The sequence below is a fragment of the Blastococcus sp. TF02-8 genome, assembly GCF_003319175.1.
Lineage (GTDB): Bacteria > Actinomycetota > Actinomycetes > Mycobacteriales > Geodermatophilaceae > Blastococcus.
Map to the genome: position 1 here is coordinate 1 of NZ_QOHK01000016.1, position 21606 is coordinate 21606.

Below are 21606 nucleotides of genomic sequence, written 5' to 3' on the forward strand. Positions count from 1 at the left end.
GGCGGCGGGCCTCGGCGGCGTCGAGCCGGTCCCAGCCGTGGTCGAGCGGGCCGAAGGCCAGCGGGTTGACTCGTGCGGACAGTCCGTGGCCGATGACGAACGGCTCCACGCCCAGCGCGCGGCACAGCGGCTCGTACTCGTCCTTGGTGTCGCCCAGGATCAGGGTGCGGTAGCCGTAGGCGAGCATGCGCAGCGCGAAGGCTTTGACCGTGGCTGACTTGCCGCGGCCGGGCTTGCCGAAGACAACGACGTTCGGATTGGTGACCGGGATGTCGTCGTCGGTGACCCACCCGACGGGGTCGCAGTAGAACGCTCCGCCCGACAGCAGGTCGAGTCCCATCTGCGCGCCGGTGGGTGGCAGACCGGAGGTGGCGATCAGCGGCCACACCACCGGCGTCTGCTCCGAGGTCATGCGCCACACCGAGAGCGGGGCGAGCGCCGCCGCCCGGCCCTGGCCGCGGCCGCGAGTTCCGCGGCCGGGCACCAGCTGGGTGAACGGAGCCCAGGTCGTTCACCGCGACCCGGCCGGGTCACCTTCGGGCCCGACGGGCATCGACCTCGCGCGGCCGGATCTTGACGGCGTGCCAACCACCTCGGGTCGAAGGGTTCCGATTGCCGCGCGCGGTGCGCCCTGCTCGACCCGGTGCCGGTCTTTGCAGCCCGGAGGTGGAAGCAAGATCAGCCGTACAGCCAGCCTCAGCGAGGTCATCAGCACGAGTCGACTCGAGCCGCAGCAGCTGCCCCCTCTCGTGCAGCGTCCACATGAAGCGCAGCCGCGGACGATGATCACCGGCTCGAGCCGCTGCTCAATCCCGCTTCCGCAGCGAGCTGGCGGCCGACAGGTTGCACCGCGTCGCCTCCAGCGGCGGACGCGGAAGGCGATCCACCACCTCCGGCGGTGGCTCCGTCAGCGTGTAGTCGATGCGCACCCAGACGACCTTCCGGCGACGATGCGTGGTCCAGCCGTGCGCGCCACAGATGCGAGCGACCAGATACAAGCCCAAGCCACCAGCCGCGGCATCACGATCCATGGCCGGCACTGGCGGCGTCTCGGCGGCGGCGTCGCTGACCACCAGCAACCAGTGGTGATCAAAGGCGGTGAGATCCATCAGAACCGGCGCCCGACCGTGTCTGAGGGCATTGGACCCCAGTTCCTCAACGCACAGAAGCAGACGCTCTTCCGCTCCCTGGGCCACCGAGGCAGCGGCCCAGCGTCGGTCAGCGTCCTGGAGTGAAGCGGCGAGCTCGCGCCGGCTGTAGCTCAGGTCAAGCAGAGTCGTCGGCGCCCAGTGGGAAACATGGACTGCGTCCGACCCCACAGTCGGAACTGGGCGCTGAGCCCACAGGACGTCGCTCATCGCAGCTCCCCCGTTGGTCTCTACCGAGTCACGGATGACCCGCTCAGAACCACTCACGTGCGCCGCCTGACAACCCGACGGCACCTGTCGTCGCGGGCGATGCTAGCAACGACGCCAGCGAACCTGCGGATTACCAACTCGACGGCGGGTACGAACTGCTTCCCAGCTAGTAGCAAGTATCGACGGAGGCGCGCGTGTATGAGGTCCTTTCCGCCTTGCTGTGCCTGGCTACACCGAACATGCCGTGGACCTTGATCTCCGGGGCGCTGGCATTCATGCCGTGCACGTGCACTTCCCGACGACGGGTCGCATGGCCGTGATCGTGACCATCGCGCGGACCGACCGCGAGCCCTTCAACCCGCTGGAGTCGGCCACCATCGATGTCTCTCTTCGCTATCCCGACGGTCAAGTCTGGTCCGTGGGATCTCACGCATTCATCGAAGGTGAGAACGACGAGTCCGTACGTCCGGTCGCGCTCACCTTGCCGGTCGATGTTGAGATGACCGTCACCTCTACCGGGCTGCACACGGTCGAGGTATCGGTTTCTCCCTCTCGAACTCCGATGCCGCTCAGCCTTCCGCTGGCCGTTCGCCCCTGGTCAACTCAGTGAACCTAGTCGTCCGGCAACTGGTCCTGGCACCCTTGACCGCAGCTCAGCGCCGGCAGCTCCGCGACATCACCCAGCGCATCCGTGGGCGCCGCCAGCTCCGTGCAGCCCTGGCGATCTCCCGCCGCGGAGCCCCCGGCCGACACGACCGAGCACCGCTGAGTTCGGCGGCGGCTGCGCCCGTAAGGACGTCGTCAGCACGCACGATCGGCCTGGCAGGGGTCGGCTGAGCCGCAAGGGTCGCAGCAGCTGCTTCTCGAACCAGTGGTGCGCGAACGGTTCGTCGTTGAACGCCGGAACCTCCACGAACCCCGCGCTGCGGTACAGGCCGATCGCCTCCACCAGCGTCCTGTTCGTCTCCAGCCGCAGGGTGCGGACGCCCGTGTCCCGGGCCTGGTGCTCGACCTCGTAAAGCAGCCGTGGACCCCGCTCTGCTGCACGTGGCCGACGCGCGCGTGTACGAGATGAAGGGGCCTCCGCCCACTGACGGCGAACGTTGCGCCTTTGGCCTCAGCCCAGCTCGTCGCCGTGCACGAAGACCCCTTCATCCATGCACGTGGCGCCCACTACTAGGTTGGGGTCGCGTATGTGAGCGCCTTCCGCTGACCGTGTTCGACGGCCGCCGATGCCCCTCGGCACCCGGGGGTCAGGAGGCCATCGCTTCGAAGGCTGCGGCCATGCTTGCCTGCTCCTCTAGAACGTCTCCGATGCGTGCTTGTACGGCGTCGAGTCGGCCGATGATGTCGCTGGTGGCACCGATGCCCGCGCTGACGGTCTGACTGGTCGCCTGGATCGCGGCGATCTGGTCGGCAACGCGCTGTGTTGCCTTCGCAGTTTCCCGGGCAAGGTCTTTGACCTCGCTGGCGACGACGGCGAATCCCTTACCTGCCTCCCCGGCGCGGGCGGCCTCGATCGTGGCGTTGAGTGCCAGCAGATTGGTCTGCTCCGCGATGCCGGAGATGATGCGAATGACCTCGCCGATGGCCGTCGACGCCTGAGTGAGGGCGTCGACCTCGTCGCTCATGGTGGAGGCCTGCGTTACCGCTTGTTCGGCGACCCGGCCGGCCTCCCCGGCCGCATCCCGCAGCCGGGCGACGGTATCCAGCAGATCCCGAGCACTGTCGGCCGAGGACTCGGTGCGGCGCAGCACGTCCAGCCGCTGGGAGACCAGTTGCTGGACATTGCGCAGCGCAGCGGCCCGCGACTCGGACAGTTCGATCGTCTCGGTGACGAAGAAATCCATCGTGCCGATCACGCGCCCGCCGACCACCAGGGGGAAACACACGCCTGAGCGGACGCCGGCACGCTGCGCGGCAGGAGCGCGCACGCAGTCGGTCACCTCGGCCAGATCGCGGACGAAGTAGAGGTCTCGCGCCCGCCACGCCCGGCCCGACAGCCCGACCCCTTCGGCAAAACTGGCGGCCAGGGTCACCTCACGGAATTCCTTGCCGGCGGAGCCGGACTCCTGCTGGAATCGCAGCAGCTGCGCGTCCTCGTCGAGCTTCCAGTAGGAGCCGTATGCCCAGCCGAAGGCGGTACGCACGGTGTCCAGCGCCACTCGTAGCGCCGCCTCAGCGGTCCCAGCAGACCCAATCTCGGTGACCACAGCGGTAACGGCGGCCCGATCGTCGAGAGTTTCCCGCAGCGCGGCCTTGTCCAGGGCGGCGCGACGGGCATGGGCCACGAGCCGGTCCAGCGCCTCCCACTTCTCCCGACGGGCACCGGAGAAGGTCATCGACCCGGCGTTGTAGTACTCCTTCAACGCCACCACCCGACCGTCCTCGATCACCGGGACGAGCACCCCATGCGTCGCCCCAGCGGCCTGCGCAGCCTGCCACCGCAGACACTCCGACGGATTGCTGCTGGCGTCCGTCAGCACCACCCGGCGCGTCCTGATCGCCTCGCCGCCGAATCCATCTCCTGCCCGGAGCCGCTCCACCCGCTGGCCGGCGAATTCAGCCATCACACCCGACAGCGGGCCCGACTCACCCACCATGTGGAAGGCCCCGGCGTCGTCGGCCATCCAAACCGCCCCGTAGCCGAGACCGAGTGCCTCCACCAGGGTGGCCCCCACGGTTCGAAATGCCGCGGTCCGATCTCGGACGCCGTCGAGGGCCGCGATCACCTTCTCGACCGCCTCCACGTCGCGTGGCATCTCAGCGGCTGACGGGACCGCAGCGACCTGAGGACGACGACGCATGTAGTTCTCCTGCAAAGTTGGCGATGGTCGCAGGGCAGCAGCAGTGCAGCCGCATCGCCCCGAACACTTGGTAGCTCCGACTGATCATCGGCGAGCACGGCTCGCCCTCAAGTCGAACCACACCCCCTATCGACATCACCATGCCGTGCTCGCGCCACGAGGTTGCACGACTTGAGTGTGCTGTCGGCGGGTGGACGAGGCCGTACTGGACGCCAGCAGATGCGGGGCGTCGGTTGGTCGATCGCTACCGGCGGTTCGCTGGGCACCAGCACGGGCTCGGCAACTTCACGGATCCGTGGCGGGCTTCCGTGCGAATGTCCGACCCCTGCGCCGGTCCCGACCGGTCAGGAAGAGGGGGTTCCGACGAGGGCTGCGATTCCGGCTAGGCGCAGCAACTGGGCCAGCCAGGGGCTCGGGTTCACCAGCCGCATTCCGCATCCGCGCTCGAGCGCAAGGCCTCGGGCACGCGCCAGGGCACGCACTCCCTCCACATCGCAGAAGGTCAGCTTCGCCACGTCGATCACCAACGCGCGACGGGTGGTGAGCGTCAGCGTCGCGACGGCGTCCGTCACGCGCTCCGCGCAGGAGCGGTCGAGCTCGCCGGCCAGCCGAATGGTGCCTGCCTGCCGATCACTGTCAGCCGCAGCGGCTGGAAGATGGACTGAGGCCACAGGGGGCCAGTTGCTGGTTGCACTGCAATCTCCCGGCGAGCACGATCGGCGACGCAATCGCATCGCCGCGACCAGATGCGCGATGCCCGGCCGGTGGTTCGACCAGTTGATGCTCCGGATCTATGCCAAGACAGCACCGTCTCTGGACGCACTGCAGCTTCCGCGCGTGGCGGACGAAGGACTCCCCTGCTTTCCGCACCAAGTACCAGCTCTGAGGGTACAAGCACCAGCTCTGAGGGTAGGAGGACGCCGCCGGCGACATCGGTGCCGTCCAGCTCGTCCGGGCGAAGCAGTGAGAGAGCCCAGGCACCATGCGACGTACACGCCGTAGGCACACCCTGACGTGTCGGGTGCAACGCCAGACCAGATGGCGCCTAACGGCGCGAGGCTATGACCAGACGCCCAGCCGGGATAATACCGTTGACGGACCCGCTCTCATCACAGCGCAGGTCGCATTCGCGGCAGGGACACGACCCCACGCTGGTCGTGCACGTCTGTCGTGGCCGCCCAGCGGTTGATCGGAATGCTCGATCCACATACCGGACCGGCATGTGCCCCTCGAGCCGCGGACCGGACCACCTATCGGGACGGGTGACCTCCTAGGCGACCGAACGGATGACGGCTCGAATGCGTGCGATCAAATCATCCGCCATCTGGGGTTCAGCGAGCCCGTGGTTGTGCTGCGCATGAACGGTGCACACCGCCAGCATCTCCCTCTCGCTGCTGACACGGAAGCTGGCGCCACAGCCAGGGACGACGTCGCCGCAGGCGTATTCCTTCACTGGCCTACCTCTCATTCCTCGCCGCAGCGCCCACCAGCCACAGCTCTCGGTCCGGACCATCGGCACTCGCAGGGGCACTCGCGAGCTGAGCGAGACGCAACATCATGCGTTCGGGGCGGACGATGCCGGCGTAGCCGCCGAAGCTGTCCTCGCACACCACCGGGTCGAACCGCGAACCTGTCGGACGAGTCATGGCGCGCGTCGCGACGTCCGCGACTTCGGCGTCGGCGGAAGCGCGCAGGCTCACGGAGAGGACGTGGGTCTCACCGAGGGAATCGCCACTCCGCAGTTGACGGCGGACCAGGCAGACTGCGCGGTCGTTCCGGTCCAGCACCGCGATGAACTCCAGACTCGGATCGGCGCAGAGGATGGTCGAGACCTGACCGAGCTCGGAGTCGCTGATCGACGTGGTCCGCTCCACCAGGCTGGCGATGCGGTCGCCCCGGCTGCGGTCATCGGCGAGAGCGCGAATCCACTCCCCCAGCTCGGGAGCCAGGGTTGTCCAGGTCGGTGTCGGGCGACCGAAGAGCCAGCCCTGCCCGAGCGGCACGCCCATGCGGATGAACGCCTCGAGCTCCTCCGGACGCTCGATACCTTCGGCGATGAGCGCGGCGTCGAGGCGACCTGCATAGCTACCCAGCAGTTCAGCAAGGGCCAGCTTCACCTCGTCACGATCGGCGTGATCCACGAGCGCCCGGTCGATCCTCACCAGCTCGGGTCGGACGAGAGCCAGCTGCTGAAGACCGGAGTAGCCCGATCCCGCATCGTCCAGCGCCACTGTCGCACCGACGGCGCGCAGTTGATCGAGGAGCGCGTTGAGCCGTGCATGGTCGTCGATCTGAACGTGCTCGGTCAGCTCCAGCACCAGCCGGCTGAGGTCAGGCGCCGCCGTGAGGGCGTCGGCCAACTCCGGTTGATGCATAAGGTGCGGGCTTACGTTGACGGTGAGGAAACAGTCCGCGGGCAGTCGGTCCCGGGCGGCGATGGCGGCGGTCACAACCCTCGCTTCGAGCTGAGCGGCGAGACCCAGGCGGTCAGCGGCCGCGAACCACACGTCGGGGGAAGCAGTCGGCGGGCCCGCGAAACGAGACAACGCCTCGTACCCAGCCACCACGCCGCGCCGGAGGTCGACGATGGGCTGGAACACGAGGGTCGGTTCGTCCGGGTCGCGAAGAGCCCGGGCGATAGCCGAGCGCCACGCCGCCGCATCACTCGCGACGCTGGAACCGGCCTCGATCGCGCCCCCCATGAGTTCACCGCTCCCGTCAACTGACTCGGCTGACGCACCACGCCGGTGCAGTCCCTCTCGATATCGACAGATCGGTCGCTGAGCTTGACGACGACACAGCTGACCACCACATCGAGTCAGGCACCGGCATTGTCGGCGGTCTGCAGCGGCGACTGATCGACCTCGCTTCACCGGGTGAGGTGCCGCACCGTCGACCGCGGCAGACATCGCCCAACTCAGTTGAACGCAAGACGGCTTCGAGTCAACTCTCAGAGTGGAGTCCCGATGTTCAGGACGACCCAGCCAGTTACGAGAACCGGTCCTACGAGGACCTCTGAGAGAGCACCGTCGAGGCGCATGCCGACGGTTCGCACGAGCCCTACGTCCGGCGGCGAGCCTTGTCGGCATACATCGACCTATCTGCCTCGCCCAGGATCCGGCTGCGGTCGACATCGAGCGCCACTGCGCTGGGCACGTGCGCAATTCCTGCAGAGAACTGGATGGGCTTGTCCGCCAGGCTGGCGTGCAAGGGCGCAGCCATCGCTGCTCGTAACCGGACGACCAGTCCGCGCGCCCGCGCCGGGTCGCTGTCCTCGAGGACGACTGCGAACTCGTCCCCGCCGATTCGGGCAGCCGTGTCGCTGGTGCGAAGTACCGAGGCCAAGCGGTGGGCGAAGGCAACCAGCACTGCGTCGCCGAGCAAATGACCGTGATTGTCGTTGACCGACTTGAACTCATCCAAGTCGATCATCAGTACGCATGTCGAGGTTCGCTGGCGGGCGCCGCGGTCGAGGGCGTGACGAAGCCGGTCCTCGAACAAGCGGCGATTGGCTAGGCCCGTGAGTGAGTCATGCAGCGCGCGATGCTCGAGGTGCGCCTCGATGGCCTTCCGTTCGCTGATGTCATCCACGACCATGACGAGGAGGTCCACCTCGTCACGCTCGTGCACCCACGAGGTGATGACTCGCACCGGCACGGCCTCCCCGGTCACGCGAACCAGGCGGCACTCGTGCCGCCACAGGCGGCTTCGGCGCTCATTCAAGTCGACGCATGACTGCGTAGCGGCCGGGACGTCGTCCGGGTGGGTGAAGTCGATCATCGACCGGCCGCGCAGAGCGGCCGGCTGGTCGCCGAGAAGCCGACTCAGCGCGCCATTGACATGTATCAGCACACCGGACGTCGACGTGACCGCCATACCAACGGGGGCGAACTCAAAGCCGACGAGCTGGCTGGCGCTGAGGCCATCGGATGGGTCCAACATCTACTCTGTGATGCCCGCTCCCCGGTTCATCTACGCCTTCGCCCCGGAGGGCTCCCCCATCATGGCGGCCTCCCAGAGCCACTGCGCTCTCCTGCGCCGGGGGCCGCCACCGCACTGAGCAAGAACGATCGCTCGAGCCTCCATGACGCTGCTGCGCTGGGCCCGCGGCGCTCTGGGCGGCCGTGTGTGCCGACCTCGTGGCGGTATGGGCGAACGCCGACAAGCGGACGGCGGGGTGCCGGACCTCACGGCCGGAGACGTCGCGTCACCACCCAGCTTATCGATCGCGCGCAGGGGTAGGTCAGCGGAAACCGATTCCGATGGAAGTGAATGTGAGCGAGCAACATTGGGTGCAGCAGCCGCCTCCCGTGATCACGGGCAACATCTGGACCTGGCGACTGGAAAGCACCGATCAACTGCCTGCCGTGCGTGCGGAGCTTCGTGGCCTGCTCTCGCTGGTGAGCCGTCTTGAGCCGGTGAGCGACATCGAGTTCGAGGAAAAGTTTCTGCTGGCCTTCGATGAGTTGGCGTCCAACGCACTGCGGCACGGCGGCCGCCCCGTGCGCGCTCGAGTCTCATTTGGCTCCGAAGGGCTACTGGTCGAAGTAAGTGACTCCGCCGCCACCAGTCCGCCGACGCCGGCCGTCGGCCGAGACCCATCTCAGGGTGGCCTGGGTCTCGGGCTCGTGGCTGCACTGGCCTCTGCGCACGGATGGGTGACGCAGGCCGAGCGCAAGCTTGTGTGGGCGTTCTGCCGAAGGATGGCTCCGCGACGTCGCGGCGCCTTCGGCTGACCGAGCACTCGACCGGTACGGGGGTATCCCGCCGCCGGCGTACGCAGCAGGAAGATCCCCGCAACTCGGGCTCATTCGCTGCCTTGGTCGCACTCCTCGGCCGGTACACCTGCTTCCCGAGCGGCTGTTTACGATGTACACGCAACGCTCCATGAGCAGAAGGAAGCACGATCCGTGAACTCCGCACCCCCACATCCACCAGGGTCCATCGTGGTCGGCTACACGGACGCCGGTCCCGTCCTGCAGCTGCATGGCGAGATCGATGTGGCTGTGGTCGCTGCATTCAACGCCTCCGCGCCTGACGACATCGCAGCACTGAGGAACGACACCCGCCTCTCGGTGAATGCGTCCGCTGTCACGTTCATGGACTCCAGCGGACTAGCTTTTTTGGTCCGCATGACGCTGGCGAGCCGGGCCGATGGCGGACGCCCTGCGCTGCACCGTCCGAGCAAATCCGTACGGAAGATCCTGGATCTGACCGGACTCCATGGCTTGTTCGACGTAAAACCGTGAGGAAGCCGACCGTCTCGCGGGCACGCTCGGCCTCCTGACGGTCACCCCAGCCTTTCGAGCCACCGCTCCGCTCGCTCGAGCCCATTCGACGCAGCTTCGTGCGCGCGTATGGAACCGGATGCCCTGATCCAGCACGGAGCTCCACCAGCGTGCATCTCCTCAAGTGCGGCGACGCATGGGTGCGCACTGTTGGCCTGAGCACTCGATGCCGAGCGGATGCTCTTGCTGAAGCAACCCAAGGCGCTCAAGTAACGATCGATCGGAGCCGATCTTCAGAGTTCAAGGACAACGAGCGCGGGAGGTGGGCACAGTGGTCGCCGGACGCTGCGTCACACCTCGTCAGCAGGTCGCCACATGATCGACCCACTGCGGAAACGAGTACGCCGTGACGCAGGAGCGGTAGCACTGGCGACGGTGATCCTTGCTTGCCTGAGCCTCGCTCTTGACCTGCCTGCGCACATCGCCACCTGGTCCGCAGCGCACTTTCCACTCGGTGACGACGTCATTCTGGTGATCGCCGGCGCGCACGCCTTTATGTTGATATTCGGTCTTCGACGCGCGAAGGACCTGAGAAGTCAGGCGGCAGAGCGGCAATCTGCGGTCGCGGAGCTGCGACATCGCGCAACCCACGATCCCCTGACTAACCTCTACAACCGGTCAGAAATCATTTCTCACCTCGAAGAGGCCCTGGCAGAAACCGACCCAGTCTGGCGAGGAGCTGTACTGCTCATCGACCTCGATGGATTCAAGGGGGTCAACGACAGCTTCGGCCACCACGCGGGCGATCGGGTCCTGGCTGCGGTTGCCTTACGCATGTCGGGCGAGTTTCGCGCCGATGCCCGGGTCGGGCGGCTCGGCGGCGATGAGTTCGTCATCGTGCTCCCGGAATCGAGCCTTCCGTTGGTGGCGGACGTTGCACGCCGTCTCATCGAAGTCATTCGGCAGCCCTACGCGGTGGACGGCCATCGCGTGACCATCGGCGCCAGCGTTGGGGTCGCGCGCGTGACTGGATACGACGCGTCAGGGGCGCCGGACCAGGTCCCTCGTCCCGAGCAGCCAACGGCTCGCGCTGCGGCACTGCTGCGACAAGCCGACGCTGCCATGTATCACGCGAAGCGCACACGCTCCGGGCTTCATGTTCACGATGCTGTGGACCCGGACGGATGGGGCTGGCCAGACGCCGAGGCTTCTGCACCCCAATACGGAACCGATTCGGCTGGCAAAACCTGACATCTGCGGATGGGTTCAGACGCCCCGCACAAATGACCCGTTACCCCTGCGCGTCGATCTCCGTGGTGACTGGCACCTGCGTTGAGGTGCACATGCTCTTTCTTCCAACCGGCGTATAGCGCTGACACGAGCACCGACGTCGCTTCGGCACGAATTGACCCGCCTGCGGCTCGACCGCCATTTCCTCTAATCTCTGACCACAACCGTCTGACGCCTCGGCGAACCGGACGGTCACGTCGATCAGTCTTCCGACGCCGTCTACCGCCGCACGGCGGCGGAAATCCGACGAAGACTGGTCCGTAGTGCCCGGGCCCCGGTCGCCTCGCCGGCGCGTTCCGATGGCGCTCGACGCGCTGGTGCGACAGCAGCGACTTATTGACTATGGAGCTGAGCTATGGCTTGCACCCCAAGTCGAGGAACCGCCCACCAACCGACGCACCCCATGACCACCTAGACGATGTCGTGCACGTACCGGTCGGCCGCCCGCTCGAGTGCATTAGCGAGTTGGCGAGCCGATCGGCACTCGACCCATGCTGGGTGCTGCCAGACCAGCGGCTGTCCGCGTCCAGTCAACGCAAGGCGGCACTCGTCGGGCGAGCCGGCTAGCAGCCAAGCGTCCACGTCGGGAAGGTCAAACGTCAGCCCGGCCGCGGTCAGCGCCTCGGCCGCTGCGCGCAGCCCAGCCCGGAGCTCAGCGATGGCGGCCGGGTCGTTGCGTACACGGCGGACGGCCGAGGACCAAAGATCTGCAACTGACATGGAGGTCAGGAGGTGTCGGTGGACGACGGCCGCGCGATACCGGACTTCTTGACGACCCTGCCGTCCGACCAGGTGTTCGCCTCTTGCCACACTGGCTTCTGCGGGCGGGGAACCCATGTGCGGAGCTCGGCCCAGACGCCCTCGTCGCCCCGCTGCACCTGCAGGGTGAACACCGCGGCCACACCGACGCGCCCGTGCGCCCAGTCTCGAGCCTCGCGAACAGCCTTCGCGTCGTCGTCGGTCTCGAACGAGACCAGCTCCTTGTCCTCGTCGTCGACGAGCCGGTACAACCCCACGGACGCGCCCCAATCCCCCAACTTGCCTTCACGTTGCCACAACTCATCCGTGAAACGCGTGTCAGGTTACATGTCACTCCAGAGCCCTGACCGGGTAATTCGCGCCACGACAATGCGTTTTCGTCACGGGTGCTTATGGTGGGTGAGATGACGGCACGGCGAGTTGGCGCACGGCCCCCACTCGCGCGACTGCTACTCCTGGCCAGCCGCTGGTTCGACGAGCAGTCGCGCGCCGAACTCGAACGTCGCGGCTGGCCGAAACTGTCCGCGGCGCAGACCGCCGTGTTTGCTCATCTCAGCGACTTCCCCGTCCATCCCGCCGAGCTCGCGCGGCGACTGGGCAACACCAGGCAGGCCACTGCCGACCTCGTCCAGGGCCTCGTCCGGCTCGGGCTGCTGGAGATGCTCGATGACCCGACTCGCCGCGGCGGCCGGCTCGTCTGTGTGCCCCAGCGGGGACTGCAGCTCGGCCTGGGACGCCTACGCCATCCTGCTCGAGCTCGAGGAACAGCTGGCCGACGCCGATGTCGTCGACCAGCTGCACGGGCTGCTGACCAACCTCCCGGCGATCGGAACCGGCCGCAGCGCGCCCTAGGTCCCGTAGCCGCGCAGCGGCAGGACCCCCCGCTCCGGCACCCAGGCACGCACCGTCGACCAACGACGGTCGATCTCCCGCTCCAGCAGGAACGTCGCGAAGCAGCCTTGAGGAGGCTCTGGGAGTCGGCAGGACGTCTCGCGGGCCTGCTGTTCGGCGGCGTCATCGTCGACGGCGTCGAAGACAACAGACTGCGTCCGCTCGAGCGCTACGAGGCGGTAGGTAGGCACCCGACTCAGAGTAGTGAGCAACGTCGCATTCCGCAGGAACCAATCAGGTGGCCCGCCATGATGTGACACCCCGCTTATCCGGATACGTTGCCCGACGTGATCGACGTCGACGCACTGCAGGCTCTGCTCGACGACATCCACCTGCTGGCACCCGACCAACTCTCAGCGGTGGTCTCGCGTCGTGCCGGCCAGCTCGGCGCCGCCGAGACCGTCATCTACCTGACCGATTACGAGCAGCTCCTTCTGCAACACATCCGCGGCGAAGGCGTGCCCGTGCGGCAGGAGCTCAGCGTCGACGGCACGGTCGGCGGCCGGGCGTTCCGCCGGGTCGAGGTGCAGTCCACCCGCATCAACCCGCGCGTGCGCCGACTGTGGATCCCCCTGGTCGACGGGGTGCAACGCGTGGGCGTCGTCGAGATGCTGGTCGCGGACCTCACGCCGGAGCTGGAGGGCCGACTGCGGGCGTTCGCGAGCCTGGTCGCCGAGCTGCTCGTCGTCAACGGCCAGTACACCGACATCTTCGCCCAGCTCCGCCGCCGAAAGACCCTCAGCCTGGCCGCTGAGATCCAGTGGGATCTGCTGCCGCCGCTGACCTTCGCCTCCGACCGCGTCGTGATCGCCGGCGCGCTGGAGCCGGCCTACGACATCGGCGGGGACACTTTCGACTACGCCGTCAACGGCCCCAATGCAGACCTCATGGTGCTGGATGCGGTCGGACACGGCCTGCTCGCCGCTCTGCTGGCCTCGGCCGCGGTTGGCGCCTACCGCCACGCTCGCCGTAACGCATGGGACCTGCCCGACATCGCCGCAGCCATCAGCCGCGTCATCGCCAGCGAGTTCAGCGGCAGCCGGTTCGCCACCGCCGCGATCGCCCGCCTGCACCTGGACACCGGCCAGCTGCGATGGGTCAACGCAGGCCACCCCGCGCCGCTCATCGTGCGCAACGGCGCCCTGTTGGACCCCGGGCCGTGCAAGCCACACCCACCACTGGGGCTCCAGCTCCGAAAGCCCGACGTCTGCGTGACGCAGCTCTACCCCGGGGACCGCGTCGTCCTCTACACCGACGGCATCGTGGAGGCCCGTTCCCCGGATGGGGACTTCTTCGGCGAGGACAGGCTGGGCGACTTCATCGCCCGCGCAGCGGCCGATGGCGACCCGGCACCGGAGACTCTCCGCCGGCTCATGCGCCGCGTGCTGGACCACCAGGCCGACCACCTGCAGGACGACGCAGCATCGTGCTGCTGGAGTGGCGGACCGGCAACGAGCGGCAACTCGCCGACCTCGGGCCCACCACGGCCTAGTCCCCTATCGCTCCGGCGAGCCGGTGAGAGCGAACTGGAAGCGATCTCGTGAAACTCGCCGTGTCCAGCGTTCGTTGCCGATCACCGTCGAGAGCGCCGCCTGGCTACTCTCACTGGCGTCAACAGGGCGGCACGCCTGGCGTTCCTCTCGCGTCAGTTGAACGCTGGGGTCCAGTCCGACGGCTGTCCGCGCCAGTTGCCGTAGACGGGGGTCACCGAGTAGCGGACGGTTCCAAGGGTGACCAGTGATTCGTCGGTGCAGGTCTGGGTGGTTGCCATGGTGTCTGCGGGCACGTAGCGACTGCTGGTGGTCAGGCCGGCTCAGCTGCCGCCGGAGAGCAGGGCCTGACCCAGAAGGCTGGAGCTGCGGTTGATGATGTACCCCGTGGCTGGCCGTCCGGACTGAAGCCAGGCGGTGGGCCAGGTGATCGTGTAGGCACGTCCGACCACACCGAGGCTCACGCCGTGAACGCTCACGGGTACGGTGCCGGTCGGCATGGCCATAGCCCTCTGGGTGGCCGGCCCGACGCCGGTCGTGGCCCAGGCCGGCCTCCGCCGAGGGCGTGACGCCGAGCACGAGCGCGGCGGAGGCGGCGAGCAACAGGCTCGCGAGACGGGCCAGCACGGGACAGTCCTCTCGGTCGGTGGTGCCGTCAGGCCGACGCCGCAGTAAGCGTCAGCGTCAGGCTGATCGAGGCGCCCTGGCAGCCGTCCTCGGCGGAGGGGATCATTTCGATCGCGCCTGGGATGTCCACGGCCGTGGCAGAGGAGTTGGCCGCGAGGCTAATGGGCGTGGTCAGCGTCATCGGACCGGAGGTGGAGGCGATGACGCTCCCGGCGGCGCAGCTCTTGCCGCTGGCCGGGGTGATCGTGATCGCCCCGACGGTCGCCTGCGTGATCCGCACCGGATAGGCGTTGGGGTTGGTCACCGTGGTGTGCACGGCGCCGACGGTGCCGTTGCCGTACCCGCCGGCGGGCTTGGGGTACAGCGTGCCGACCGGGGTGCCGGGGCCGACGACCAGGCTGTCGGCGGTAGTGGCCTGCGCGGTGGCGGCACCGGTTCCACTGGTCGTCCAGGCTGCCCAGGCGACGCCGCTGCCGATGAGCAGCACGGTGGTGGAGAGGATGACGCCGGCGCGCTTGGGGGTGCGGTGAGCGGGCTTGACGTGAGTGTTGGTGCAGTCGCACATGGCGGTTCCCATTCCTTGCCGACCACCATCCGTGCTGGTCGGAGTTTCGGAACCGGGGTGGTTCTCTCGTACACAAGACATCGGCACACACGAGAGCTGCTTGAGAGATTTTCGGCGTGCACCGCTCACTCGTCCGAGGGAGCCGTCCCTCAAAGGCCGTTTGCCCCATGTGCACCGGGGGCAACGTGACACGTTTGACTTCGCTCGCGCACTATCTTTGTGCCGTTGACTGCCCTCATGGACACGGTTCCGCAGCCGAGCACGCTCCTCGACGACCAGATCTGCTTCGCGCTGTACTCAGCCCCGAGAGCAGTGACCGCCCGCTACCGCCCGATGCTCGACGAACTGGGCATCACCTACCCCCAGTGGTTGGCATTGATGGCGCTGTGGGAGACCGACGGCATGTCAGTCAACGGGCTCGGTGCCCGGCTAGGCCTGGACTCTGGCACGATGTCCCCGCTCATCAAGCGCCTCGAAGCGCTCGACCTGATCACCAGGCACCGTTCCACTGACGACGAGCGGCTGGTCCTGGTGCGACTCACGGACGCCGGCCGCGCCCTCGAGGACCCCTCGTGCTCGCTCTCGCAGATGATGATCGACGAGCTGGGCATGACCGTCGCCGAGTTCGCCGAGCTCAAGTCCGTCTAAGAGAACTTTGCCGAGCTCGAGTCCGTCTAAGAGAACATCGCCCAGCGCACGGGCCGCCCGACGTCCACGAGCCGCACCTAGCTCTGGCGCCAGGTGGAGGCTTCGTCCCGTCCGCATGGTCGCCGAGCAAGCCGCTCGACGCTGACCCGGACCGCCGTCGTCGGCCTGTCCTGCAGCACCATCCGACCTGCTCCAGGACGACGGCATGAGGGCGCGGGAGGCGGACCCCGAGCCCCGCGACGATCAGCTGCCGGCGGAAGGCGCGCTGAGCATCAGCACCCGGCGCTCGATGTCGTGATGCACGAAGCCGATGTCGGCCAGGACCTGCTGCCTGCCCGCTCCGCCGTGGTCGAGCGTGAGGACCTCTTCTCAGAGCCCTTGGTCGAGCGCCGGCTGCAGTCTGCAGATGCCCGGCTCGACGGGCTCACCGGCGACCCAGCTGACCTGGCAATGGCTGGGCTGCCGGACCTTCACGCTGGTGTCGGTGGCACCGCGAGGCGTCAGCGACTGCGTCGGCCGGAACGCTGAGACTGCAGCAACCGCTCGAGGCGGTCGAGAAGGTTCTCCAGAGACTCCTCGAACTCGGCTGCGGACTCATCCCGGGACAGGAGCGGTTCCACCCGCAGAAGGTGGGGGTACTCGCTCAGATCCGTGGTCGACTCCTGCGCGGCAGCCTCCTTGTCCCGCGAGCTGATCGGAACGCCCAACTGGGACACCTCCAGCAGGAGGTGACCGAGAAGGAAGCTGGTGTAGGCCCGGTAGGCGGCCACCGCAGACTCGTCGGTGAACCCGTGCTCGGCGAGCGCGTCGAGGAAGGACTCCACCCAGCGCAGGCTGCGCAGCGGAGGGCGGACCCAGGGAGCCGCCGGTGGCCTCGTGGCGATCAGCGGAAAGACGGCGGGATGGGCCAGCGCGATGCGCCGCAAACCGTGCGCGAGGCGCTGCAGAAAGTCCTGCCAACCGTGCGTCGGCCGCAGGTGGACGTCCGGGTCTCCGTAGAGCTCGTCGATGACGATCTCCACCACCCCGTCGAGCAGTGCGTCCCGGCCCGAGACGTGGCGATACAGCGCCATGCCCTCCACGCCGAGATAGGCACCCAGACCGCGCATCGTCAGGGCGTCGAGGCCGTTCTCGTCGATGAACGCGAGCGCCGCTCCCAGCACCCGCCTCCGATCCAACGAGGTTCGCCCAGCTCCTGGTGGTGCCGCCGGGATGGTCGCAGCCGCCCCGCCACGCGCCTCTGGGGTATCTGCATCCACGGGACCGTCTGATCCGCTCACGGAACCTCCACATCGCCCGTCTGGTTTCTCTGCAGCCATGGCGCCCAGTCTTGCCGACGCTGGCCGCTGCCCGCCTCGTGAGGACGTCACTGAGGACACGGCCCTCACCTCGCGCCGAACGCCGCCAACCCCCATCACCGGTTGAGAGACCCAGCCATCCGGGTCCGACCCTTGCGCTCTGAAGTCGCGGATTGCCATGTTTACCCCGTAAGCACAGGGGCAGTGAGTGCCTGCGGCTTGAGCCCCAGGCCGCTTGCAGCGCCCCCGGCGTCAACCCCCATAGGGATGCGCGGCGCATCTCCCTGTCCCAAATCAGTCCGCGAGGAGTCTCATGATCACCGAACAGCAGATCAGCCAGGTCATCGGCAGCACCGCGGTCGCCAGCGACGGCGGCAAGCTGGGCAAGGTCGGCGAGGTCTACCTCGACGACGAGACCGGGCAGCCGGAATGGGCGACGGTGAACACCGGCCTGTTCGGCACCAAGGAAACCTTCATCCCGCTGGCCCAGGCCGAGTTCTCCGGCGACCAGCTCCGCTTCCCGTACGAGAAGGCGACGGTCAAGGACGCTCCCCGCGTCGATGACGAGGGCGGCCACCTGTCTCCGGAGGAGGAGTCGGAGCTCTACCGCTACTACGGACTCGGCGGCACCCAGCCGGACACCGGCCTGGCTGCTGGCGGGAGCGACCGACCTGAGCGCCGCGACGCCGACGGCGACGGCGTGTTCGACGACGTCCAGGGCCGCACGGTCGGCCACGACACCTCCGGCCTCACCACCGACGACGCGATGACCCGCTCCGAGGAGCAGCTCAAGGTCGGCACCCAGCGGGTGGAGACGGGCAAGGCGCGGCTGCGCAAGTACGTGGTCACCGAGAACCAGACCGTGAACGTCCCCGTGTCGCGCGAAGAGGTGCGCCTGGAGCGGGAGCCGATCACCGACGCCAACGTCGGCAACGCGATGGATGGCCCGGCGATCTCCGAGGAGGAGCACGAGGTGGTGCTGCACGCCGAGCGTCCGGTCGTGCAGAAGGAGGCTGTGCCGGTGGAGCGCGTTCGCCTTGACGTCGACACGGTGACCGAGCAGCAGCAGGTAAGCGAAACGGTGCGCAAGGAGCAGATCGAGCTCGACACCGACGCGGTCGACCGCAACCGCTGAGTCACCGCTGGAGCCAGACGGAGGGGTCCTCTCCGTCTGGCTCCGCGACGGCTCCCTGCCACACGATCAGCTGGGCTCGAACCTGGAGCGAGGACCACTGTGGCCGAGGGGAAGCAGCGGCGCCCCGCGCCGACGCCGAACCTCGCGGGACCTCCGGTCGATGGCGTCCGCATCGAGACCCAGTGGCACGACGGAGCCATCCGCACCATCAGTGCACCCCGGAGCCGCCCCGACGGCGGCGACACGGGCTGCCAGCGATGACCCCAGCAGAGCTGCACGACCAGGTCGGCGGACATCCAGCCCCGGTGACCGCTGCCCCGCCCCCACCGCACTCAGGAGCAACCATGCCCGACCACGACCGCACGCGATCCGATCTCGACGCCACCGCCTCCACCGAGGGGGCGCACGCCACCCGCGGCGCCGCCCGTGACGCCGTTGATGCCCAGCACGACCGCTACGGTGGCATCAAGTGGGGAGCGGCCTTCTTCGGCTGGCTCTCGGCGAACGGCCTGGCCGTCATCCTTCTCGCCATCCTGTCGGCGGCCGGCGTCGCCTTCGGCCTCACCCAGATCTCCTCCGCCGACCAGGCCGCCCAGCAGGCGACCGACCAGGCCGACACCATCGGAATCGCCGGTGGCATCGCCCTGACCGTCGTCCTCTTCCTGGCCTACCTCGCCGGCGGCTACGTGGCCGGTCGGATGGCCCGCTTCGACGGCCTCAAGCAGGGACTCGCCGTCTGGTTGATCGGTCTGCTCATCGTCGCCGCCCTGGCCATTGCCGGTGCCGTCCTCGGCTCGGAGTACAACGTGCTCTCCCAGCTCAACATGCCCACCGTCCCGGTCAGCGGCGATACCCTCACCACCGCCGGCATCATCGCCGGCATCGTGGCCCTGTTGATCACGCTGCTCGGCGCCGTCCTCGGCGGCAAGCTCGGTGAGCGCTACCACCGCAAGGTCGACCGCGCCGGCGCCGGCACCTGAGCGCGGCCGGTCGACGCCCGTCGGACCGGTCTCCTCGAGCGGTCCGACGGGCGTCCCAGTGGGAAGAGCGACCATGTCGAACTCCGACGGCGAGCCCTCAGGCAACGTCATCCGTGGTCCGGACAGCTGGGACCGTGGCCACGAGGCCCGGGCCTACAGCGGCCCGGCTCACGGCCAGCAATGGCAGGTGATCGATCCGGAGCCGCCCGCCTGGGTCGAGCTGCCGGTCGGCGCCGCGTCAGCGCTGTATCGCCTGGTCCGCCAGCCCCGCTCACACCGGCCTGCGCGTGATCAGCTCGGCAACTACCTGTACGTCCCCATGACGGATGCCCCTCACGAGCCGATGGACGGACGAACGCCGGACAGCTCGTCGCCTCCATCCTCCATCGGCATCAACCCGCCGACGCGCATCCGCCGAGACCGGCATGCAGCCGACGGCGAAGACGACGAAGAGAGCCACGTGAGCACCTCGCTGCAGCGCCTGGCAGAAACCGGCCAGAGCGCCTGGATCGACCACCTGTCCCGCCGATTCCTCCAGGACGGCGGTCTTGCATCGCTGCTGGACCGCGGCGTCACCGGGCTCACCTCGAACCTGACGACCTTTCGCACCGCGATCGTCGAGGGAGACGCCTACGACGAGCAGCTGCGGGACGCGCTCGCCGCCGAGACCGACCCCAAGGAGGTGTTCTTGGCGCTGGCCATCGACGACATCCGCGCGGCCTGCGACGCCTTGGCCGGGGTGCACACCCGCAGCGATCAGACGCGGGACGGCTGGGTCTCCACGAGAGTGGATCCGCACCTGGCGCACAACACCGAAGCCACCGTTGCCGAGGCGGTCAGGCTGCACCGGCTCATCGACCGGCCCAACCTGTTGATCGAGATCCCGGGCACGGACGAGGGGCTCGCCGCCATCGAAGAGACGATCGCCGCCGGCATCCCGGTCAACGTCAGTCTGCTGTTCTCCCTGGACCGGCACCGGGCCGCCGCGCACGCCTACATCCGCGGGCTCCGCAAGCTGCAGTCGGCCGGTGGCGACCTGCAGTCAGTGGCGTCGGTTGCCTCCTTCTCCGTGTCCCGGATCGACACCGAGGCCGACCGCTGGCTCGACGACCTCGGCAGCCACGAACACCTCAAGGGCACGCTGGCCATCGCCACCGCCAAGCTCGCCTACCAGACGTATCTGCTGATGTTCACCGGCGCGGTATGGGATGACCTGGCAGCCGCCGGCGCCTCGCCCCAGCGCTGCCTGTGGGCATCCACTGAAGCGAAGAACTCGGCCTACCGCGACGTCCGCTACCTCGAGAACCTGGTCGGCCCGCAGACGGTGACCTGCCTGCCTCGCGACACAGCCGACGCCTTCCTCGACCACGGCACGGTCGCCGAGACGCTGACGGCCGATGTCGACGGCGCCCGCCGCACGCTGGAAGCGTTCACCGAGGCCGGCGTCGACTATGACGACCTGACCGCGGTGCTGGAGCGGGAGGGCGTGGAGGAGTTCGTCGCGTCCTACGGTGAGCTCATGGCCGGCATCGCGGCCAAGCGCGACGAACTCATCCGGGACTAGGAGAGCCGCCAAGCCAGACGCCTTCTTCCGCCACGAGCTCGGCCAGCAGCTGCGGGGTGACTCGCTGCAGGAACTCCGGGGCCCACCTCGACGACGCGGGGCTCGCTCGGCTGAATCACTGACCGCTCGACCCACATCATCGTCCGCGCATCCCCCGCGCGGCCGTTCTCAAGACACCTACGCTCGGAGCTGACACATGCCATCGACACCCCCTTCCTCCACCGGCCCGCAGGCCGGCGCCACCCCGGTCAGCGGCCGAAAGCCGACACGGCGACGGGCTGGCTGGCTCCTTCCGCTGCTGCTCCTCCTCGCTGCCGTCGTGATCGGCTCGCTGCTGCTCAGTCAGTGCGGCGACGGCGGCGACGGCGGCGACTTCGGCACCAGCGGCTCGTCCGCGGGCACGGGTAGCAGCGCATCCACGTCTCCCGAGTCTGGCAGCACCTCCCCCAGCGGATCGAGCACCGCAAGCCCGAGCGACGGCGGCGCGAGCGGCCAGCCCGGCACCATCACGGCCGGCGACACCTCCGTGCTGCCGTTGACCGCTGGCGCCGATTCGGCCCCCGCCCTGGCACAGGTCTCGGGCCGCCCGGCCCAGGGCAGCGCGGTGCAGGTGCTGGCGGTCCCTGCCGACGAAGGATTCTGGGTGGGCACCTCCGACACGGAGCGGATCTGGGTCCAGCTGACCGGCAGCGGCGAGTCGCCCTACCAGGTGCAGGAAGGCGACACCGTGGACTTCCAAGGCACCGTCGTCGCCCACTCCTCCGGGTTCGCCCAGCAGGTGGGTCTCGAAGAGGCAGAAGGCGCCGCTCAGCTCGACGCCCAAGGCCACCACCTCGAGGTTGACAAGACGTCCGTCACCCTGGCCGACTGACGGCGGCCCGACACACTCAACAGCCGCAGCGGGTGCTCCCCACGATGGGGACCACCCGCTGCCGCTCATGTGGACCAGGTCAGGCGTTGTCAGGC

At 68.2% G+C, this 21606-nt stretch carries 23 protein-coding genes and 2 pseudogenes; 12 read left to right on the forward strand and 13 right to left on the reverse strand.

All coding sequences use genetic code 11. From position 1 onward, the window contains the following. Both DQ237_RS19050 and DQ237_RS19055 read right to left on the reverse strand, forming a co-directional pair. Nucleotides 1-412 (reverse strand): annotated as a pseudogene (locus tag DQ237_RS19050) (ATP-binding protein); the annotation flags it as partial. A gap of 394 nt (nt 413-806) precedes the next feature. Further along, on the reverse strand, nt 807-1358 hold the full coding sequence (locus DQ237_RS19055; protein ID WP_113801729.1) for an ATP-binding protein: 552 nt from the start codon (nt 1356-1358) through the stop codon (nt 807-809). Nucleotides 1359-1668: 310 nt separating this feature from the next. On the opposite strand from DQ237_RS19055, the gene DQ237_RS19060 reads away from it, so the two are divergent. After that, on the forward strand, nt 1669-1968 hold the full coding sequence (locus DQ237_RS19060) for a hypothetical protein (RefSeq protein ID WP_147251858.1): 300 nt from the start codon (nt 1669-1671) through the stop codon (nt 1966-1968). A 643-nt stretch (nt 1969-2611) separates the two neighbouring features. Here the strand turns inward: DQ237_RS19060 and DQ237_RS19070 are convergent. The 5 genes from DQ237_RS19070 to DQ237_RS19090 all read right to left on the reverse strand — a co-directional run bounded on the left by DQ237_RS19070 (nt 2612) and on the right by DQ237_RS19090 (nt 8107). Continuing rightward, complete coding sequence (locus DQ237_RS19070) at nt 2612-4108, reverse strand: methyl-accepting chemotaxis protein (protein ID WP_369832237.1); 1497 nt, start codon at nt 4106-4108, stop codon at nt 2612-2614. 401 nt (nt 4109-4509) lie between these two features. Next, entirely contained in the window at nt 4510-4899 is a 390-nt protein-coding gene (locus tag DQ237_RS20465; RefSeq protein WP_113801732.1) for an STAS domain-containing protein, read from the reverse strand. A gap of 536 nt (nt 4900-5435) precedes the next feature. Further along, entirely contained in the window at nt 5436-5618 is a 183-nt protein-coding gene (locus DQ237_RS19080; RefSeq protein ID WP_166509685.1) for a DUF1059 domain-containing protein, read from the reverse strand. Between the two features lie 4 nt (nt 5619-5622). Continuing rightward, the gene (locus DQ237_RS19085) at nt 5623-6867 is read right to left on the reverse strand and encodes an EAL domain-containing protein (RefSeq protein WP_113801734.1); all 1245 of its coding nucleotides are present in this window, start codon (nt 6865-6867) and stop codon (nt 5623-5625) included. Between the two features lie 358 nt (nt 6868-7225). After that, nucleotides 7226-8107: a sensor domain-containing diguanylate cyclase gene (locus DQ237_RS19090; protein ID WP_113801735.1), complete on the reverse strand. Its 882-nt coding sequence runs from the start codon at nt 8105-8107 to the stop codon at nt 7226-7228. 368 nt (nt 8108-8475) lie between these two features. Between DQ237_RS19090 and DQ237_RS19095 the strand changes: the two genes are divergently transcribed. From DQ237_RS19095 to DQ237_RS19105, 3 genes are all read left to right on the forward strand, one after another. Next, on the forward strand, nt 8476-8901 hold the full coding sequence (locus DQ237_RS19095; RefSeq protein WP_240619756.1) for an ATP-binding protein: 426 nt from the start codon (nt 8476-8478) through the stop codon (nt 8899-8901). Between the two features lie 210 nt (nt 8902-9111). Beyond that, nucleotides 9112-9414 carry an STAS domain-containing protein gene (locus tag DQ237_RS19100; protein WP_205730296.1) on the forward strand — a complete coding sequence of 101 codons (303 nt, stop codon included), beginning with the start codon at nt 9112-9114 and terminating at the stop codon, nt 9412-9414. Nucleotides 9415-9768: 354 nt separating this feature from the next. Beyond that, complete coding sequence (locus DQ237_RS19105; protein ID WP_113801738.1) at nt 9769-10644, forward strand: GGDEF domain-containing protein; 876 nt, start codon at nt 9769-9771, stop codon at nt 10642-10644. A gap of 764 nt (nt 10645-11408) precedes the next feature. On the opposite strand, the gene DQ237_RS19110 is transcribed toward DQ237_RS19105, so the two are convergent. Then, nucleotides 11409-11699, reverse strand: a complete 291-nt coding sequence (locus tag DQ237_RS19110) for a hypothetical protein (RefSeq protein WP_113801739.1) — start codon at nt 11697-11699, stop codon at nt 11409-11411. A 147-nt stretch (nt 11700-11846) separates the two neighbouring features. Here DQ237_RS19110 and DQ237_RS20670 point away from each other — a divergent pair. Further along, nucleotides 11847-12056, forward strand: a pseudogene (locus tag DQ237_RS20670) (hypothetical protein); the annotation flags it as partial. 52 nt (nt 12057-12108) lie between these two features. Beyond that, nucleotides 12109-12294, forward strand: coding sequence for a hypothetical protein (locus tag DQ237_RS19115; protein WP_113801740.1), 186 nt, complete (start codon nt 12109-12111; stop codon nt 12292-12294). Here the strand turns inward: DQ237_RS19115 and DQ237_RS19120 are convergent. Further along, on the reverse strand, nt 12291-12524 hold the full coding sequence (locus tag DQ237_RS19120; protein WP_113801741.1) for a hypothetical protein: 234 nt from the start codon (nt 12522-12524) through the stop codon (nt 12291-12293). The two genes, DQ237_RS19115 and DQ237_RS19120, sit on opposite strands and share 4 nt — an antisense overlap. Nucleotides 12525-12620: 96 nt before the next feature. Between DQ237_RS19120 and DQ237_RS19125 the strand changes: the two genes are divergently transcribed. Next, nucleotides 12621-13877, forward strand: a complete 1257-nt coding sequence (locus tag DQ237_RS19125) for a PP2C family protein-serine/threonine phosphatase (protein ID WP_240619757.1) — start codon at nt 12621-12623, stop codon at nt 13875-13877. A 101-nt stretch (nt 13878-13978) separates the two neighbouring features. On the opposite strand, the gene DQ237_RS20470 is transcribed toward DQ237_RS19125, so the two are convergent. The 3 genes from DQ237_RS20470 to DQ237_RS19135 form a co-directional block, all read right to left on the reverse strand. Next, nucleotides 13979-14104 (reverse strand): hypothetical protein, encoded by a 126-nt coding sequence (locus tag DQ237_RS20470; RefSeq protein ID WP_255411565.1) that lies wholly within the window; start codon nt 14102-14104, stop codon nt 13979-13981. Between the two features lie 42 nt (nt 14105-14146). Beyond that, nucleotides 14147-14287: a hypothetical protein gene (locus DQ237_RS19845; protein ID WP_166509686.1), complete on the reverse strand. Its 141-nt coding sequence runs from the start codon at nt 14285-14287 to the stop codon at nt 14147-14149. A gap of 191 nt (nt 14288-14478) precedes the next feature. Then, nucleotides 14479-15027: a hypothetical protein gene (locus tag DQ237_RS19135; RefSeq protein ID WP_240619759.1), complete on the reverse strand. Its 549-nt coding sequence runs from the start codon at nt 15025-15027 to the stop codon at nt 14479-14481. Between the two features lie 225 nt (nt 15028-15252). Between DQ237_RS19135 and DQ237_RS19140 the strand changes: the two genes are divergently transcribed. Next, nucleotides 15253-15663 (forward strand): MarR family winged helix-turn-helix transcriptional regulator, encoded by a 411-nt coding sequence (locus DQ237_RS19140; protein ID WP_113801765.1) that lies wholly within the window; start codon nt 15253-15255, stop codon nt 15661-15663. Between the two features lie 500 nt (nt 15664-16163). On the opposite strand, the gene DQ237_RS19150 is transcribed toward DQ237_RS19140, so the two are convergent. Then, nucleotides 16164-16826, reverse strand: a complete 663-nt coding sequence (locus DQ237_RS19150) for a TetR/AcrR family transcriptional regulator C-terminal domain-containing protein (protein WP_240619758.1) — start codon at nt 16824-16826, stop codon at nt 16164-16166. Nucleotides 16827-17274: 448 nt separating this feature from the next. On the opposite strand from DQ237_RS19150, the gene DQ237_RS19155 reads away from it, so the two are divergent. From DQ237_RS19155 to DQ237_RS19170, 4 genes are all read left to right on the forward strand, one after another. Beyond that, nucleotides 17275-18096: a DUF2382 domain-containing protein gene (locus tag DQ237_RS19155; RefSeq protein WP_113801745.1), complete on the forward strand. Its 822-nt coding sequence runs from the start codon at nt 17275-17277 to the stop codon at nt 18094-18096. Between the two features lie 344 nt (nt 18097-18440). Further along, the gene (locus tag DQ237_RS19160) at nt 18441-19076 is read left to right on the forward strand and encodes a hypothetical protein (protein WP_113801746.1); all 636 of its coding nucleotides are present in this window, start codon (nt 18441-18443) and stop codon (nt 19074-19076) included. A 73-nt stretch (nt 19077-19149) separates the two neighbouring features. Then, a complete protein-coding gene (gene tal / locus DQ237_RS19165) occupies nt 19150-20640 on the forward strand; it encodes a transaldolase (RefSeq protein WP_205730297.1) in 1491 nt (496 codons plus the stop codon). A gap of 319 nt (nt 20641-20959) precedes the next feature. Beyond that, nucleotides 20960-21511, forward strand: a complete 552-nt coding sequence (locus DQ237_RS19170; protein WP_113801747.1) for a hypothetical protein — start codon at nt 20960-20962, stop codon at nt 21509-21511. The last annotated feature ends 95 nt before the right edge of the window (nt 21512-21606 follow it).